Origin of the sequence: Rhizobium sp. CB3171 (assembly GCF_029714265.1) — a bacterium.
Taxonomy (GTDB): Bacteria; Pseudomonadota; Alphaproteobacteria; order Rhizobiales; family Rhizobiaceae; genus Rhizobium.
In genome coordinates this window covers 413,987-429,519 of record NZ_CP121653.1, presented here as the reverse complement: position 1 = coordinate 429,519, position 15,533 = coordinate 413,987, and the positions used below count along the sequence as shown (strand labels likewise).

The 15,533-nt window shown below is 58.1% G+C and carries 16 protein-coding genes; 14 read left to right on the top strand and 2 right to left on the bottom strand.

Annotated elements, in window-relative coordinates; genetic code table 11:
- Positions 1–69: 69 nt before the first annotated feature.
- The 5 genes from QA648_RS21175 to QA648_RS37045 all read left to right on the top strand — a co-directional run bounded on the left by QA648_RS21175 (position 70) and on the right by QA648_RS37045 (position 4,831).
- Positions 70–1,740: a transposase gene (locus tag QA648_RS21175; protein ID WP_283053001.1), complete on the top strand. Its 1,671-nt coding sequence runs from the start codon at positions 70–72 to the stop codon at positions 1,738–1,740.
- A gap of 312 nt (positions 1,741–2,052) precedes the next feature.
- Complete coding sequence (locus tag QA648_RS21170; RefSeq protein WP_283053453.1) at positions 2,053–2,343, top strand: type II toxin-antitoxin system prevent-host-death family antitoxin; 291 nt, start codon at positions 2,053–2,055, stop codon at positions 2,341–2,343.
- Positions 2,340–2,717 carry a type II toxin-antitoxin system VapC family toxin gene (locus tag QA648_RS21165; RefSeq protein WP_283053451.1) on the top strand — a complete coding sequence of 126 codons (378 nt, stop codon included), beginning with the start codon at positions 2,340–2,342 and terminating at the stop codon, positions 2,715–2,717. Before QA648_RS21170 ends, QA648_RS21165 begins: the two co-directional genes overlap by 4 nt.
- Positions 2,718–2,972: 255 nt before the next feature.
- Positions 2,973–4,130 carry a site-specific integrase gene (locus tag QA648_RS21155; protein WP_283053449.1) on the top strand — a complete coding sequence of 386 codons (1,158 nt, stop codon included), beginning with the start codon at positions 2,973–2,975 and terminating at the stop codon, positions 4,128–4,130.
- Positions 4,131–4,588: 458 nt separating this feature from the next.
- A complete protein-coding gene (locus QA648_RS37045) occupies positions 4,589–4,831 on the top strand; it encodes a DUF1127 domain-containing protein (RefSeq protein WP_349254314.1) in 243 nt (80 codons plus the stop codon).
- Here QA648_RS37045 and QA648_RS21150 read toward each other — a convergent pair.
- A complete protein-coding gene (locus QA648_RS21150; protein WP_283053448.1) occupies positions 4,784–5,173 on the bottom strand; it encodes a hypothetical protein in 390 nt (129 codons plus the stop codon). The two genes, QA648_RS37045 and QA648_RS21150, sit on opposite strands and share 48 nt — an antisense overlap.
- A gap of 196 nt (positions 5,174–5,369) precedes the next feature.
- Positions 5,370–5,600 (bottom strand): DUF1127 domain-containing protein, encoded by a 231-nt coding sequence (locus QA648_RS21145; RefSeq protein WP_283053446.1) that lies wholly within the window; start codon positions 5,598–5,600, stop codon positions 5,370–5,372.
- A 561-nt stretch (positions 5,601–6,161) separates the two neighbouring features.
- Between QA648_RS21145 and QA648_RS21140 the strand changes: the two genes are divergently transcribed.
- The 9 genes from QA648_RS21140 (at position 6,162) to QA648_RS21100 (ending at position 15,511) form a co-directional block, all read left to right on the top strand.
- Positions 6,162–7,547 carry a cache domain-containing protein gene (locus QA648_RS21140; RefSeq protein WP_283053444.1) on the top strand — a complete coding sequence of 462 codons (1,386 nt, stop codon included), beginning with the start codon at positions 6,162–6,164 and terminating at the stop codon, positions 7,545–7,547.
- Positions 7,544–8,188, top strand: coding sequence for a response regulator transcription factor (locus tag QA648_RS21135; RefSeq protein ID WP_283053442.1), 645 nt, complete (start codon positions 7,544–7,546; stop codon positions 8,186–8,188). Before QA648_RS21140 ends, QA648_RS21135 begins: the two co-directional genes overlap by 4 nt.
- Positions 8,189–8,459: 271 nt before the next feature.
- Positions 8,460–8,657, top strand: coding sequence for a DUF3311 domain-containing protein (locus tag QA648_RS21130; RefSeq protein ID WP_260304815.1), 198 nt, complete (start codon positions 8,460–8,462; stop codon positions 8,655–8,657).
- Positions 8,647–10,122, top strand: a complete 1,476-nt coding sequence (locus QA648_RS21125) for a sodium:solute symporter family protein (protein WP_283053440.1) — start codon at positions 8,647–8,649, stop codon at positions 10,120–10,122. Before QA648_RS21130 ends, QA648_RS21125 begins: the two co-directional genes overlap by 11 nt.
- Positions 10,123–10,435: 313 nt before the next feature.
- On the top strand, positions 10,436–11,797 hold the full coding sequence (locus QA648_RS21120; RefSeq protein WP_283053438.1) for a TadE/TadG family type IV pilus assembly protein: 1,362 nt from the start codon (positions 10,436–10,438) through the stop codon (positions 11,795–11,797).
- Positions 11,794–12,324: a TadE/TadG family type IV pilus assembly protein gene (locus QA648_RS21115; protein ID WP_283053435.1), complete on the top strand. Its 531-nt coding sequence runs from the start codon at positions 11,794–11,796 to the stop codon at positions 12,322–12,324. Before QA648_RS21120 ends, QA648_RS21115 begins: the two co-directional genes overlap by 4 nt.
- Before the next feature lies 1 nt (position 12,325).
- Entirely contained in the window at positions 12,326–12,910 is a 585-nt protein-coding gene (locus QA648_RS21110; protein WP_283053433.1) for a TadE/TadG family type IV pilus assembly protein, read from the top strand.
- Between the two features lie 272 nt (positions 12,911–13,182).
- Positions 13,183–14,436 (top strand): aromatic ring-hydroxylating dioxygenase subunit alpha, encoded by a 1,254-nt coding sequence (locus QA648_RS21105; protein ID WP_283053431.1) that lies wholly within the window; start codon positions 13,183–13,185, stop codon positions 14,434–14,436.
- Entirely contained in the window at positions 14,426–15,511 is a 1,086-nt protein-coding gene (locus tag QA648_RS21100; protein ID WP_283053429.1) for a hybrid-cluster NAD(P)-dependent oxidoreductase, read from the top strand. The genes QA648_RS21105 and QA648_RS21100 overlap by 11 nt, the downstream gene beginning before the upstream one ends.
- Positions 15,512–15,533: the final 22 nt, after the last annotated feature.

Here is a 15,533-nt window from a genome sequence, read left to right as displayed (position 1 = left end):
TCGCACTTTGAGCGTTGATCGCGAGCGTGGGGATTCTCTTGCTGGGGCAAATCATGATTCGATTCTGTCATGACGAAACGGCTCCCCTCCCCCGAGCATGCCGACACGCTTTCGCTAAAGGCGTTGCGCAGTTTGGTGACGGGTCTGCTGGAGCGGTCGCAGCAGGCAGAAGCCAGACTTGAGAAGCTTGAGGCCGAGACCATCCAGCTTCGCGAGGAAAATGCGGCCCTTCGGCTCGATAACACCCGCCTGAAACTCGACAACCAGCTGCTGCGCGACGAGATCGCCCGGTTGAAGAACCTGCCGCCGCGCCCGCCGTTTCGCTCCTCCGGTATGGACAAGGCGACGGATGCCAAATCCGATGACAAAGCCCAGACAAAGAAGAAGCCACGCGGCGCAAAATTGGATGTGAAACGGGTGAGCCGGCAGGAAATCCTGCGCATCAATGCCCCGGCCGGCTCACGCTTCAAGGGGTACAAAAGCGTCTATGTTCGCGACCTGGTGCTCAAGGCCGAACTCGTGCATTACCGTCGCGAATGCTGGGTGACGCCGGATGGAAAGACGGTGCTGGCACCCTTGCCGGCGGGGATCATCGGCGGCTATGGCACCAACCTCAGGCGGCTGTGCCTGATGTTGCATGCACAAGGACAGGTAACGACCGCGCGTCTGACGACATTGCTCAATGACATTGGTCTCGACATCTCAAAACGCCAGATCGTCCGGCTTTTGACCCAGCAGCTGGATGGCTTTGTTGCCGAGGACGCGGCGGTGCTGCATGCCGGTTTAGTGTCGTCGTCTTATGTGACGGTTGACGACACCGGCGCCCGGCATTCCCATAATAACTGTTACGCCACACACATCGGCGGCCCGAATTTTACTGTCTTTCGCACCACAAAATCGAAGTCTCGCCTGAATTTCCTGTCGCTGCTGCGCGGCAATTACCAAGACTACGTGCTCAACGATGCCGCATTCGACTATCTGAAAGAGCGCCGTGGCGAGCCAGTCGTGTCCGCTGGACTTCGCACTTTTGAACCACAACGCTTCTGCAACCAGGTGCCGTTCATGGCGCATCTGGCCGACAAGGGTGTCGATATCTTCGATCGGCAGGAGATCGGCACGCTTGCTGAAGCCGCGCTTTGGGGTTCTATCCGCCATCATGGCCTGGTGGGAAACATGGTAATCGTGTCCGACGATGCCGGCCAGTTCCGCGTCGGCAATCACGCGCTGTGTTGGGTCCACGCCGAACGCCTTCTGCAAAAGCTTATGCCGGCCACTGCCAAGGAGGAGCGATCCGTCGCACTTATTCGCGATCTCGTCTGGCGCTTTTACAAGGCGCTGAAGGCCTGGAAGCAGAGGCCCTCACCGCATGCTGCTCCAGCCTTCCGACGACGGTTCGACCGGATCTTCGCCCTGCGCACCGGTTATGAGGCACTCGATAAGCTGCTTGAGCGGCTGCGTCGAAGGAAGAACGAGCTACTCAAGGTGCTCGAGCATCCCGAGATTCCGCTGCACACCAATGCATCCGAAAATGATCTGCGGAGTTTTGTCACGAAGCGAAAGATCTCCGGCGGCACGATGAGCCGCGATGGCCGTGTTGCGCGCGACGTCATGCTCGGCCTTATGAAGACCTGCCAGAAACTTGGGCTGTCCTTTTACCACTATCTCGGTGACCGGCTTGGTATCGGCAACGTCGGCCAACCGGTTCCGCCCCTGTCGGCGATCATTCTCGCTCGGGCTTGAACACCCGAGGCCGCTTCGGCTCGGCTGCGCCACCACCGTTGCCCAATGAACCGGCACCGCCACCAAATCTGCCCCACGTACCCGATTCTCGGACGAAATTTCCCGACTTCCGTTTCGTTAACCATATGAATTAACGCTGTTCTTTTCTATAGCAGAAGCTATGTACGCCATTGCTTCCGTCACTCGGGACGGTGCTATGGGTTCATTTAACTACCGATAGGGATCAAGTATCGATAGTTAAGAGTACATGCGGCTTGTACGCAAGCGTTTGCGGTGCTACCATGGCGTCACAAGAGAGTATCGGAGTGCACAATGCCCCAGACTAGCTACAAGATCAGCGAAGCGCGCAAACATTTCGCCGAGGTGCTCGAACGCGCCAACCAGGGTGAGGAAATCGTCATCATGCGCGGCAATGAAGTCTACGCGCGAATCGGTCCGGCCGACGGCGGCAAGCGGCCGTTCGGCCTCTTACGCCAGCGTGGCTTAACCGACGATCTGTTCGACGATGTCGATGCTGAACAGGCGGCCATCGACGCCGGCGACTTTAACGACGATACCGGTGTCTGGCGGGGCAGCCGAGCCGATCGCGGGCCCAAGGCATGAAAGTTCTGCTCGATAGCCACGCCGTCTATTGGTGGACGATCGGCAGCGACCGCCTTTCCATAAAGGCGCGATCGCTGATCGAGGACAAGATGAACACCGTCCTCGTCAGCGCCGTGTCCTTCTATGAACTCGACAACAAGATGCGGCTGAAGAAGCTCGACCTCAAGCCGCAGGAATTGCGCGCCGCCGTTGCCGCCAGCGGCCTGCAGACGCTCGCCATCTCCGATCTGCACGCCGAACTGGCGGCAAGCTTCGACTGGGACCATCGCGATCCTTGGGACCGCATCCTCGCCGCTCAGACGCGGCTGGAACATTGCGCGCTCATGTCGACCGATTTGGTGTTCGACGCGATTTTGCATGAGCGGGTTTGGTGAGGGCAATCGCGATGAAGATTTTTGCGAATATTCCGGAAGCAGCCGAACGATTTGAAGAGCTGATGGATCTTGCCCTGCGTCATGACGAGGTCTTCATCTGCCGAGCCGGGCAGCCTATCGCCGTTCTTACGGCGATGGCGAAGCCGGGCGAGGCACGATGGATGCGTTTTTGGCATTGGCAGCCGAAGGCCGCTCGACGAACGGTGATCAGACCTCGAACCACGATGAATTCTATGACGAAAACGGACGGTCGAAATGAGCGGCGCGTCGCCAACTTCGATCGAAAGGCGTGCTGAGGAACTCGATTCTCTCGATGCCATTCTTCGATTCGATCGGCGCGACCAACTGGCAGCACTGCTCACCGACGAAGACGTTGCCACATTAAAACATCTGGCCAAAGAGGGTATGGGCGACAACACGATCAGGGCGCTCACCTCCGATCTTGGTTATCTCGAGGCCTGGGCCGCCCTCGCGACCGGCTCTCCCCTGCCCTGGCCGGCGCCGGAAAGCCTCCTGCTAAAATTCGTCGCCCACCATCTGTGGGATCCGGCCGAACGCGCCGCGGATCCGAGCCACGGCATGCCGGCTAAGGTCGAGGCTGGGTTGCGCGCCCAAGGGCTGTTGCGCGTGAACGGTCCGCATGCCCCCGATACCGTGCGGCGTCGCCTGACCTCCTGGTCGATCCTGACGCGCTGGCGCGGGCTGACCGGAGAATTTTCGGCGCCATCGCTGAAGACGGCCTTGCGGCTCGCGATCAAAGCGAGTGGCCGGCCACGACAGCGCAAAAGCAAAATAGCGGTGACCGGCGATGTGCTGGCAAAGCTGCTCGCTACGTGTGCCGGCGAGCGCCTGGTTGATCTTCGCGATCGAGCCTTGTTGTTGACGGCGTTTGCCTCCGGCGGCCGCCGACGCTCCGAGATTGCGACCCTGCGCGTTGAGGACCTCATCGACGAGGAGCCGGTGCATGCCGATCCGAAAAATGCCGCCTCCCCTCTGCTGCCCTGCCTCACCATCACCCTCGGCCGCACCAAAACGACAAGCGTCGACGACACGGCCCATGTTCTTTTGATCGGCCGGCCGGTCGAGGCGCTGAAGCATTGGATTGAGGTCGCCAGGATCGAGAGCGGACCACTCTTCCGGCGCATCGACCAATGGGGCAATGTCGACCGGCGGGCGTTGACGCCGCAATCCGTCAATCTGATCCTTAAAACACGCTGCGGACAGGCGGGCCTGGATCGGGAAATGTTTTCGGCGCATGGGCTGCGATCGGGTTACCTGACCGAGGCGGCCAACCGCGACATTCCCCTGCCGGAGGCCATGCAGCAGTCTCTGCATAAGTCGATAACGCAGGCCGCGAGCTACTACAACAACGCCGAGCGCAAGAATGGCCGGGCGGCGCGGATCCTGACTTAACCCTTGGCTAAGCCGAATAGAATTAGGCAGAGCTAACTCAATCTTTTGACGGAAAGCAAGCAAGCTGTTGGTTGCGACGCTGTAGCACGGTTGCCACAAACTTCGTCTTCCGCCTACAATGCGTAATTGCATACTTGCGAATGTGTCGTTCTTGCGTATGATTGTCATCATCCGCAAATCAAATTGAGGGAGGCATAAATGCAATTTGCTACCATGTTTTTGTGCTCCTTCCGCGGAGCGTCTGTGACGGCTTCTCCTCGCATCCGTGTTTGCGTGCGACCGCTGCGTCAACGGAATTGGCAGCTCTAGAGGCCTTTTTTCGCTGCCTTTTGGGCATTCTCAACAAAACTAATGTATCTGGTTGATCGAGCGGCCGTCTGCATATTCGCATTCGTCCCGTCATCAATCACATCAACTTTCGAAAGGAGCCGGCCGCCGGAGCGGTACCGGGATAAGCGATGACCAAGTCACAATTATTGGTTGCCGACGCCCTTGACCCGGCCATGGATGATCTATGCCGGAAATTTGGTGTTTGGAGAACGGCGACAGCTCTATTCCTGGCAGCCTGGCGGAATTATGAGACCCGCAGAACCCTCCTGCAGCTGTCAAATCGCGAGCTGCGGGACATCGGCTTACCTGAAAGGCAGGATGTATTAGGGGAGCAAATCAGCTTGGTCCTGCACATGCGCCGTTTCGGCTAAAGGGACTTTGTAACGAGTGCCGAGCCATCTCTCGACAGTCAGTTCTGCCCGGAAATTCTTGCTGAAGCGACTGCTCTGGCCGAGCAGTCGCGAAGACCCCGCTTGTCGCATATCATATGGATCTGAATGATCGACCTTCTCGAGCCAAAGCCAGCCCAAAACGATCGGCCGGGCGATCCCTTCCAAAATGGCCAATTTTGCGCAATTTCCGCCAAGGAAGCCCGCTGATGCGTATTTGGCTGTCGCGATCGGTCGTTGCCTATCTTTGATCCAAAACTCACGCTTTATGGCTGCCCATTTTGATGATAAAACACCTTGGCAAAGGCTCGTTTTCTCACGCATTCATTATCTGTACACACCCCGCGAAAAACGGGCCAAATCTAATTTTATCCCTCCAAAAATTTTGCAGCAGAGCTACATGGCGCCCCCAATCGCGAGCGCGCCATGCCAATATAGCGACGGTTCCAAACCGGCCCGAACGGGTCGGAGCGAGAGCGTCTCTGACACCCCCTTGTTCCTTGCCTGTCATTCCGGCCGCTCACCAAGCCTTGAAATTCCAAACCGGAAGTTTGGACACATCCTCACTGTCCGGAAGGCCGATATCCTGGCGCATGCGATTGGACAGATGAGAGGTTTGGTTCTCCTCTTGATAGCGGCGCCAGACGGCGAGAAACAACGCAAACGCGGTCTTCCGAGCGCCGAATTTCAGGCAGAGTTCATTAACCGTTGCCGAAAGGGTATCAGCAACCAAAGATTGTGCTTCGCGCATAGTGTCTTTCCCGGCGCAACGACGCAACCAGGTCCTTTCGAAGGTCAAAAGACGCGGGGATAACGGACGCGAAAATACGAACGTTCGTTCCGGTAGCCGGTCACGTCAAGATAACAGGGAAAATGCTAAACGGCAGAGAATCCGAGGGCTTAGACAGCCAGGTGCCAATGTCGGCTTGGGCTCGAAGCGCAGCGCATCGACACCACCACGGCCATTCCGCCAGAGAAGCGTCTAAACATGACAATTGATTTCATTTCACGCCTCCTCTGATTTGATTGCGGATGCGCGTATGGTACACGAGATCGGTCAATCGGCAAGCATGCAATTTCACATTGCAGGAAATGGAGCTAAATTCGTTGCGGAAATGCAACACTATTCCGACACCGCTCGCGTCTCTGCTTGCATCATTTGGCCGTTCATGGAGTGACATGTCACCCCGTTTGACAGGCGTCACACTTGACCGCGCATTGCCCTTGCCGCTTTAGTGAAAAATGTTTCGGCGGTCCGTGAAGGGGAGAGACGCGGACGAAATTGGCCGGGAAACCTTGGGGAGGACCGCTCTTGTCGCTAAGACATCAGATCATTGCGCTTGCGATCATTCCGCTCGTAGTCGCGATCCTGGCGATCACGAGTTTCATCACTTGGCAGTCGGCGAACCTTACCCAAGTCAATATCGCGACATTCGAGCAGAACATGCTGAAAGCCAAGGAAACCGAAATCCTCAACCTGACCAATCTTGCCCTTTCGGCGATCCAGGCGACCTACGGAGATGCGGCCGCGGACGATCAGGCGGCCAAGGAAAAGGTAGCGGCGATCCTGACTTCGCTCGACTACGGCAAAGACGGATATTTCTTTGTCTATGACTATGACGGCAACAATATCGTCCATCCGCGCCAAATCTTCCGGCATGGCCGCAATTGGCTCGATCTGACTGATCCCAACGGCGACAAGGTCATCGCCGAGCTGATCGCGACTGCAAAGGCGGGCGGCGGCCTGCACCAATACAAGTGGCAAAAGCCATCCAGCGGCCAGGTGGCCGACAAGCTGTCCTTCGTCGTCGGGCTCGACAAGTGGCGCTGGGTCGTCGGAACTGGCGTCTATCTCGATGACGTTTACGCGCAGACGGCGGCGGCAAATGCGAGCATGCGCGCCAGTATCAAAAGCACCTTTGTGATCGTGGCGCTGATTGCCGTTCCCGCTGTTATCGTCGTCTTCACGACCTGCATGCTGCTTACTTTTCACGAGCGGCGCATGGCCGACGGCAGGCTCAAGGCACTGACCCAGCGGGTGATCGACACGCAGGAGGAGGAACGCGCCCGGCTTGCCCGAGAACTGCATGACGGCATTTCGCAAAATCTACTCGGCGTCCGCTACGCCATGGATCTTGCCGGCCGCAAAGTCAGGACCGACGTCAACGATGCGGCGCGCACTATCGAGCGCGGCGTGGAGGCGCTGAATGGCGCGATCAAGGAGATCCGGCGGCTGTCCCACGATCTGCGCCCGCGTGTGCTCGACGACATGGGTCTCACCGCAGCGCTCGAGGCTTTGTGCCATAACTTCGAGGAGCGGAGCGGGATCACGACCGAAATCGAAGCGACCGATTTCGTCGATCGGCTAAAACCCGAGGCCAGCACGGCTCTCTATCGCGTTGCTCAGGAGGCATTCAACAATGTCGAGCGGCATTCCGGTGCGAGCCGCCTCGCGGTAAAACTTTGGAGCGACGGTGGGCGGGCGCGCATGACCATCTCCGACAACGGCACGGGCTTCGGCGACGCCAGAACGGCAGCCGTCGGCGGGCACGGTCTAGGTCTGCGCAACATGCAGGAGCGAATGGCGCATTTCCGCGGCCTGCTTCTGATCGACAGCACGGCCGCTGGCACGACACTGACGGCGATGATGCCGAAATCGGCCAATGCTCAGCCCCGCGATCAGGTCAAAGCCGCATGACGGAGCGTCCCAAAATCAAGGTACTGCTAATTGACAACCACCCGCTGGTGATCGATGGGCTGAAAGCCGTGCTCGAAACCTACGATCATATAGAGGTCGTAGGAACGGCAGGGCTGGCACAGGCCGGCCTGGACATCGGCCGCGACACGCGGCCCGAGGTCGTGCTGATGGATATCAACATGCCGAAGCTAAATGGGATCGACGCCATCGAACTCTTTCGAAACGAATTGCCCGAGGCGCGCGTCGTCATGCTCTCCATGCATGACAGCCGGGAATACATCTCTTCCTCTGTGATGCGCGGCGCTGCCGGCTATGTCCTCAAGGATGTCTCGACCGACGAAATCGTTTTGGCCATCGAGACGGTGGCTGAGGGTGGAACATATTTCTCGTCCGGTGTTGTTGACGTGTTGATGGAGCGGAAGAGCGGAAACGACACGGATTCCCTGACACCGCGCGAGCGCGACATCCTCGGCCTCATTGTTTCTGGAAGGAGCAACAAGGAGATGGCCGAGGCCCTCGGCATTACGCCCGCCACGGCCGAGACGCACCGCAAGAACGTCAAGAAGAAGCTCAACATTGCGACGACCGCTGGCCTCATCCGCTATGCGCTCGATCACGGCATCAGCGTCAAAACGCGATGAATCGGCGTTCTACCCACTTCTGGGTAGGCCCGACCATTTCACTCCGTAGCCATCTTGTCTGACGAAAATCGCCACCATAGGACTTTACTGCGGCTGGCTTCAGGGCGAGCCGTTGGGAGGAATTCAAATGCATTAAGTCTGCTGCCGTTCAACCGGGGAACCTGTTGCAACGGCACGAGCCAAGCTGGCCTCGGCTGGCGACTGACAGGCTCGCCTTCCACGCTGACAACCGCAACTTGCCGCCACGTGTGGCGCCCGGAAGGTATCTGACATGGAAAAATCACGGAGCAAGGCAGCGCTTTGGCTGCTCGTCATTCCTTACATCGGCCTGCTCTGGCCATCCCTCTATAACATGCGCGAGCCGGCCTTGTTCGGTTTTCCCTTCTTCTATTGGTACCAGCTTCTCTGGGTGCCGATTACCGCGGCGCTGACCTTTATCGCCTATCGGAGCACGCGCCATGACGACTGAGATCGACAGCACGGCGCTCGCCGTCTTCCTCTTCTTTTTCGCGCTCGTAACGATCTTGGGCTTCGTCGCGTCCCGCTGGCGCAAACCAGCCACACTTGCTCATATCGACGAATGGGGCCTCGGCGGCCGCAGCTTCGGCACCTGGATCACCTGGTTCCTGGTTGGTGGCGATTTCTATACGGCCTATACGGTGATTGCCGTCCCGGCACTGGTCTACACGGTCGGCGCTTATGGCTTCTTCGCTCTGCCCTATACGATCGTCGTTTATCCCTTCGTCTTCATGGTGATGCCGGTTCTCTGGAAACGGGCAAGGGATTTCGGCTACGTGACCGCCGGTGACGTCGTGCATGGCCAGTATGGTTCGCGCGCACTCGAACTCGCCGTGGCGGCGACCGGCGTCATCGCCACCATGCCCTATATCGCGCTGCAGCTCGTCGGCATGACCACGGTCCTGAAGGCCCTCGGCCTGCATGGCGAACTGCCATTGGCGATCGCCTTTATTGTGCTGGCGCTCTACACCTATTCGGCGGGTCTGCGCGCTCCGGCTTTGATCGCCTTCGTCAAGGACATCATGATCTACATCGTGGTGATCACTGCTGTGGCACTCATTCCCTCAAAGCTCGGCGGCTATGCCAACGTATTCGCTGCAGCCGATGCCGCATTCCAGGCCAAGGGATCCGGCAATCTACTCCTTGGCGGCAACCAGTATGTCGCCTATGCAACGCTCGCCTTGGGCTCGGCGCTTGCAGCCTTCATGTACCCGCATACTTTGACGGGCATCTTCGCCTCGAACAGCGGCAAGACGATCCGCAAGAATGCCGTCTTGCTGCCAGCCTATACGCTGCTGCTGGGTCTTCTTGCCCTGCTCGGCTATATGGGCCATGCCGCTGGCCTGAAGCTCGAAAGCCCCAATGATGTCGTGCCGGCGCTTTTCAAGACGCTGTTTTCGGGCTGGTTCTCCGGCTTCGCCTTCGCGGCGATTGCGATCGGTGCCCTGGTTCCGGCGGCGGTGATGAGCATTGGCGCGGCAAACCTTTTCACCCGCAATTTCTGGAAGGCCTATGTCAATCCGGAGGTAAGCAGCGCGGGCGAAGCCAAGGTCGCCAAACTGACCTCGCTCGTGGTTAAGGTGGGTGCCCTGCTGGTCATCATCTTCCTGCCGACGCAGTTCGCGCTCGACCTGCAATTGCTGGGCGGCATCTGGATCCTGCAGACGCTTCCTGCCCTGGTCTTCGGCCTCTACACCAATTGGTTCCGTGCGCCGGGCCTGCTTGCTGGCTGGTTCGTCGGCTTCATCGGCGGCACCTTCCTCGTCTGGGATGCCGGCTGGAAGCCGCTGCACCTGATCAGCCTCGGCGGAGAACCGTTCACCATCTATACCGGCCTGCTTGCTCTTGCGGCAAACATCGCCGTAGCGGTGGTGATCAACGCCGTCGTGCCGGCAAGGACCGCGGCGCGGGCTTGAAGCAAAAAGCCGAAGGGCCGCAACAATGCGGTCCTTCGGATGAAGACCATCTAGAGGGCATGCGATCGCAACCCCTATCCTGCTCCTGGAAAAGCGGCACAAAACGACCGTTTCACCACTTCCGGCACCTCACTTTAGGACGCCCGGAATTATCATACTAATATCCAGAATACGCAGACATATACAATAAGCGAAAGGAATATCCGGTTGACGGCGGCGCTTGCCTCCGGAACACGTAAGAATGCACAGAGGGTTAACCTTCTTCGACACGTTATCGTCATCACTATTTTTATGAAATAAGTGATGGTGGTTTTTGAGCTCGGATTTTTCATATTCACTTAGTCGGCTCTTTAAAATCCTTCGCCGTCTGCGAAAGGACAGAGGCGGCAACGTCGCCATCGTCACTGCCCTCGCCATGGTGCCCATGCTCCTCGCTGTCGGAGCGAGTTTCGACTATATCCGGGCCTACAATGTCAGGCAGAGCATGCAGAGCGATCTTGACGCGGCCTTGATCGCCGCCGTCAAACAGATCGACACCGAAGACACTGACGCTCTCAAGGAAAAGGTTTCCGACTGGTTCCATGCGCAGGTAGAAAGCAGCTATACGCTTGGCGACATCGAAATCGATACGACTAACCATCGCATAACGGCGACGGCAAGCGGCACCGTTCCGACGACTTTGATGCAGCTCGCGAATATCACTACCGTTCCCGTCAGCGTATCAAGTGCCGTCAAAGGGCCGGCCACGTCCTATCTCAACGTGTACGTCGTCATCGACAAATCCCCTTCGATGCTTCTGGCGGCAACGACTGCAGGTCAGCAGACCATGTACTCCGGCATCGGGTGCCAGTTCGCCTGCCACACGGGCGATGCACATACAGTCAGCGGCACGTACTACGCCAACAACTATGTCTATAGCACCGCGAAGAAGATAAAGCTGCGCGCCGACGTTGCCGTGGATGCCGTCAGCGAAGTGCTCGATATGATTGACGAGTCCGACAGCAATCATACACGTATCAAAGTCGGCCTATACAGCTTGGGTGACACGGCCACGGAAGTTCTGGCTCCCACCCTGGATACCACGACCGCGCGCAAACGCTTGTCCGATGACAGTTACGGACTCACAAGCGCAACGTCGACGACCTACACCTATTTTGACGTAGCCTTGACGGCGCTGAAGAAGATGGTCGGTACCGGTGGGGACGGCACCTCCTCGGCCAAACCGCTCAAACTGGTTCTCCTGCTGACGGACGGCGTTCAGTCGCAGCGCGAATGGGTAACCGACGGAGTGACATGGAAGAATAACAAGGCCATTTCCGGGTCATACTGGAACAAGGTGGCGCCACTGAATCCGGATTGGTGCGACTATATCAAGAACCAATCCGCCACCATGGCGGTTCTCTATACCGAATATCTGCCGATCACCACGGACTGGGGCTATAACGCAACCGTCGGCTCGACCATGGCGAGCGCCAAATGGAAGAGCACTTGGGGCGGCACCATGGATAGCGGCGTATCGACAAGCATCACGAGACGCGACTATATCCCCTATGCGCTTGCCGACTGCGCATCTTCCAAGAGCCTGTTCATTTCTGCCTCGTCGTCGACGGACATCACGACGGGTTTGTCAGCGCTCTTTACGCAATATCTCTCATCCGTTCGGCTGACCCAATGAGGCGAGCGAAACCGTTTGCACTCCTGCGCCGCTTCCTCGCCGATCGCCACGGCGTCGCCGCGATCGAATTCGCGATCCTGGCCATACCGCTGTTTACGTTCATATTTGCGACCATCGAAGTGTCGCTGATGTTTTTCGTGAACTCTGCGCTGGACGCTTCGGTGCAGAAGATCTCGCGAATGATCCGTACCGGCGAGGTGGCATCCTCGAACCTCACATTGGCCGATTTCAAAGCCAAAATTTGTAACGACATGCTCCTGTCGTTCGAATGCTCCGATAATCTTTTGGTAAAGGTCGACGTACTTTCCGACATATCGACCGTCGCTAGCACCGATCCCATCGACAGCAGCGGCAATCTCACCGTCACCGAGACTTATAATATCGGCAAGGGCAGCGATTACATCCTCGTGCAGGCGTTTCTGCCCTGGACCGCCGTCGTCAATTTTCTCACCTTGTCGAGCGCTGAGCTTTCCGATGGCCGCTATCTGCTCGGATCTTCCGTTCTGTTCCGCAACGAGCCTTTCTAATATGATCCCGAAACGGAACCTGTCCTTTTGCCGGCTGACCAAATTCTCTGTTCGTTATCTGGCACGCGATCGGTCGGGTGCTTCAGGCGTGGAATTCGCTCTCCTGTTGCCGCTCCTGACAGCTCTCCTGTTTGGCGCCGTCGATCTCGGCCATGCGCTCACGGTCAGCCGGAAAATAGACGAGATCGCCTCCACCACGGGCGATATGATTTCGCAGCAGGGCACCTGGACACAGTCCGACGTCGCGAAGCTTCTTACCGGCGCGAGCTTCATCCTGCAGCCTTATGACACCACAGGGCTGACGATCACGGTCTCAGTGAACGATATCAGCAGCACTGGCAGCGCGACGGTCAACTGGTCTGCCGCGTTCAATACGTCCGCCCTTAGCTCCGGCGTGGCAAGCTCAGTCGACATACCGTCGCAGATACAGGAAGACGGCGTGCAGGTCGTGCTGACGCGGGTGAAATATACATTTACAACCCCCGTCTCGGCCTTCTTTGCTACTTTTACCGGCACGGACGGCTATAGCTTCGACCGCTATTTCTTCAATCGTCCAAGAGCCAGCGACAAGATCACTTACAAATAGGCCGGAAGATCAGCTCTCGGCATCTCGCGCCTACGGGAATCTCTGACAGAGCCGCTATCTCCCGCAGATCCGTGTCATCTGGTCCCAGGCCCGCAGCCTCCGTTTTTAAGCCACTCAATGAATTGCAAGAGCCCTGCATCGTGAGCTCTCACGACGACGTACCGTCGCTCCTTTTGACATTACTATAAGTTATGCGAAAGCAGCAAATTTATGCCGTTGAAGGGTCGGCCAGTTGGGCGAAGAATTGGACATCCAATTCATGAGGTCAGTTCATGCTACAGACATTCGCTTCGTCGATTTCCTCGCTGCTCGACAGCCGCGCCGACGGTCATTCGCTTCCCGCCGGACTCTACATTAGAGACGATGTCTTCGAGGCTGACCTCGATGTCTTTTTCAGGAAGCATTGGATCTGCATCGGCCTCGACTGCGACGTTCCGGAACCGGGCGACGCTACGGTCGTCGACATCGGCAACAGCAGCCTGATCATTCTGCGTGACGACGACAACCAGATCCGCGTCGTCCACAACGTCTGCCGCCATCGCGGCGCCCGTATCCTGGACGCAGGATCGACGGTCATTTCGAAGCTGGTCTGTCCCTACCATCAATGGACCTATGAGCTCGACGGCACGCTAGCGCACGCGCCCCATATGGGCATCGACTTCGACAAGAGCTGCAAGAGCCTCCGACCGGTGAACTTCAAGTCGATCGGCGGACTGATCTACGCCTGCCTTTCCGACAATCCTCCCGAAGACATCGACCGGCTCGAGCAGGTTATGACCGAGCGCTTGGCTCCATACGATATCCGCAATGCGAAGGTCGCCTACCAGACCGACGTCATTGAGAACGGCAACTGGAAGCTCACGATGGAAAACAATCGCGAGTGCTATCACTGCTCCGCCAACCATCCGGAACTGTGCGTGTCGTTCGTCGATCTCGACTTCGGCTTCGATCCGGAGGCGCTGAGCCCGGAAGATCTGGAGGAGGCCAGGCAGCACGAAGCGCTCTATGCCGAACGCACCAAAAGCTGGGAAGCAGACGGTTTTCCGTCCGCCGCCGTTGAACAGCTCGTGGACTGCGCCACCAACTTCAGAACCCAGCGCCTCATCATCGCCGGCGCCGGCGAATCCCAGACGCCCGACGCGACGGCTGCGTGCTCGAAGCCGCTCGGCAGCATGACGCGAAAGGATCTCGGCGACACCCATCTTTGGGGTCACAATAGCTGGAACCACTTCATGGGCGACCACGCCGTTGTGTCTATCGTCATTCCGCTTTCGGCCGGAAAGACGCTGGTTCGCACCAAATGGCTGGTTCACAAGGATGCCGTCGAGGGTGTGGACTACGATCTGCAAAAGCTGACCGACGTCTGGGTCGCAACGACCGATCAGGACTCCGAACTCGTAGGCAGGGCGCATGCAGGCGCTCTTGATCCGGCCTATCTTCCCGGCCCCTACTCGCGCTTCTCGGAGACCACCCTCGACAAATTCGCAACCTGGTACATCGATCGGATGCGCGCAAATGGATACTAACGCGATGCAGACTTCGTTGGCTCCGCAGAGGGCGGAGTTCTGGGATATCGAGCGCGATGACACACTCGTGTGCCTCGACGTTCATCAGGAGACGCATGACGTGAAAAGTTTCACGTTCGCGTCTTCCGAGGGAAAGCATTTCGCCTTCCAGGCGGGTCAGTACTTTCTTTTCGACTTTGCCATGGGTGCGGAGACCGAAAGCCGCTGTTACAGCATCTCGTCCTCGCCGCAGCGGACGAACGCGTTCACCGTGACGGTGAAGCGGGTTGCGAACGGCAAGGTTTCGAACTGGCTTCACGACAACATGGCGGTCGGAACCACCGTCAAAGCGCAGGGGCCGCTGGGGCACTTCGTCCGCCCCAGCGCAGCCCGGAAGTTCCTGCTTCTCTCCGGCGGCTCGGGCATCACCCCGGTCATGTCCATCCTCCGGGATTTCGGCGACACATGCCGCCCCACCGATATCGTCTTCATGCACGCGGCCCGCACCCCACGGGATCTCATCTTTCGTGAAGAGCTTTCGAACCTTGCCGTAAGGATGAAGACCGTCAGGCTGCATTTCCTTCCTGAGGTCGTGACCGGAGAGCCGTCCTGGTCCGGCCTGACGGGCCGGATCTCCGCCGAATTCATGAAGCTTGCCGTTCCGGACATTGCCGAACGGACCGTGATGTGCTGCGGCCCCGCGCCCTTCATGGCCGCAGCCCGCACGATCGCCGGGGGTCTCGGAGTACCGTTGTCGAGCTATATTGAGGAGAGCTTCGACGCCGCGGTAATCGACGAAAATGAAATCGCCGCGCCGGAAGTGCCGGTTGGAAAGGTATATCAGGTCGAATTCTCGAAGCAGGCTCGCAAGATCGAGGTAGCCGACGAGCAGACGGTGCTGAGCTGCGCTAAGAAAGCCGGCATAAGGATTCCCTCCTCCTGCGCCAACGGCGTCTGCGGCACCTGCAAGTCGAAGCTGGTGTCGGGCTCCGTGGATATGAAACACAATGGTGGTATCCGCCAGCGCGAGATCGACGCGGGGCTGTTTCTTCCCTGCTGCTCCAAGCCTCTGAGTGATCTCGTCATAGAGCGGTAAATCAGTCGCTTTAGGTGACGCC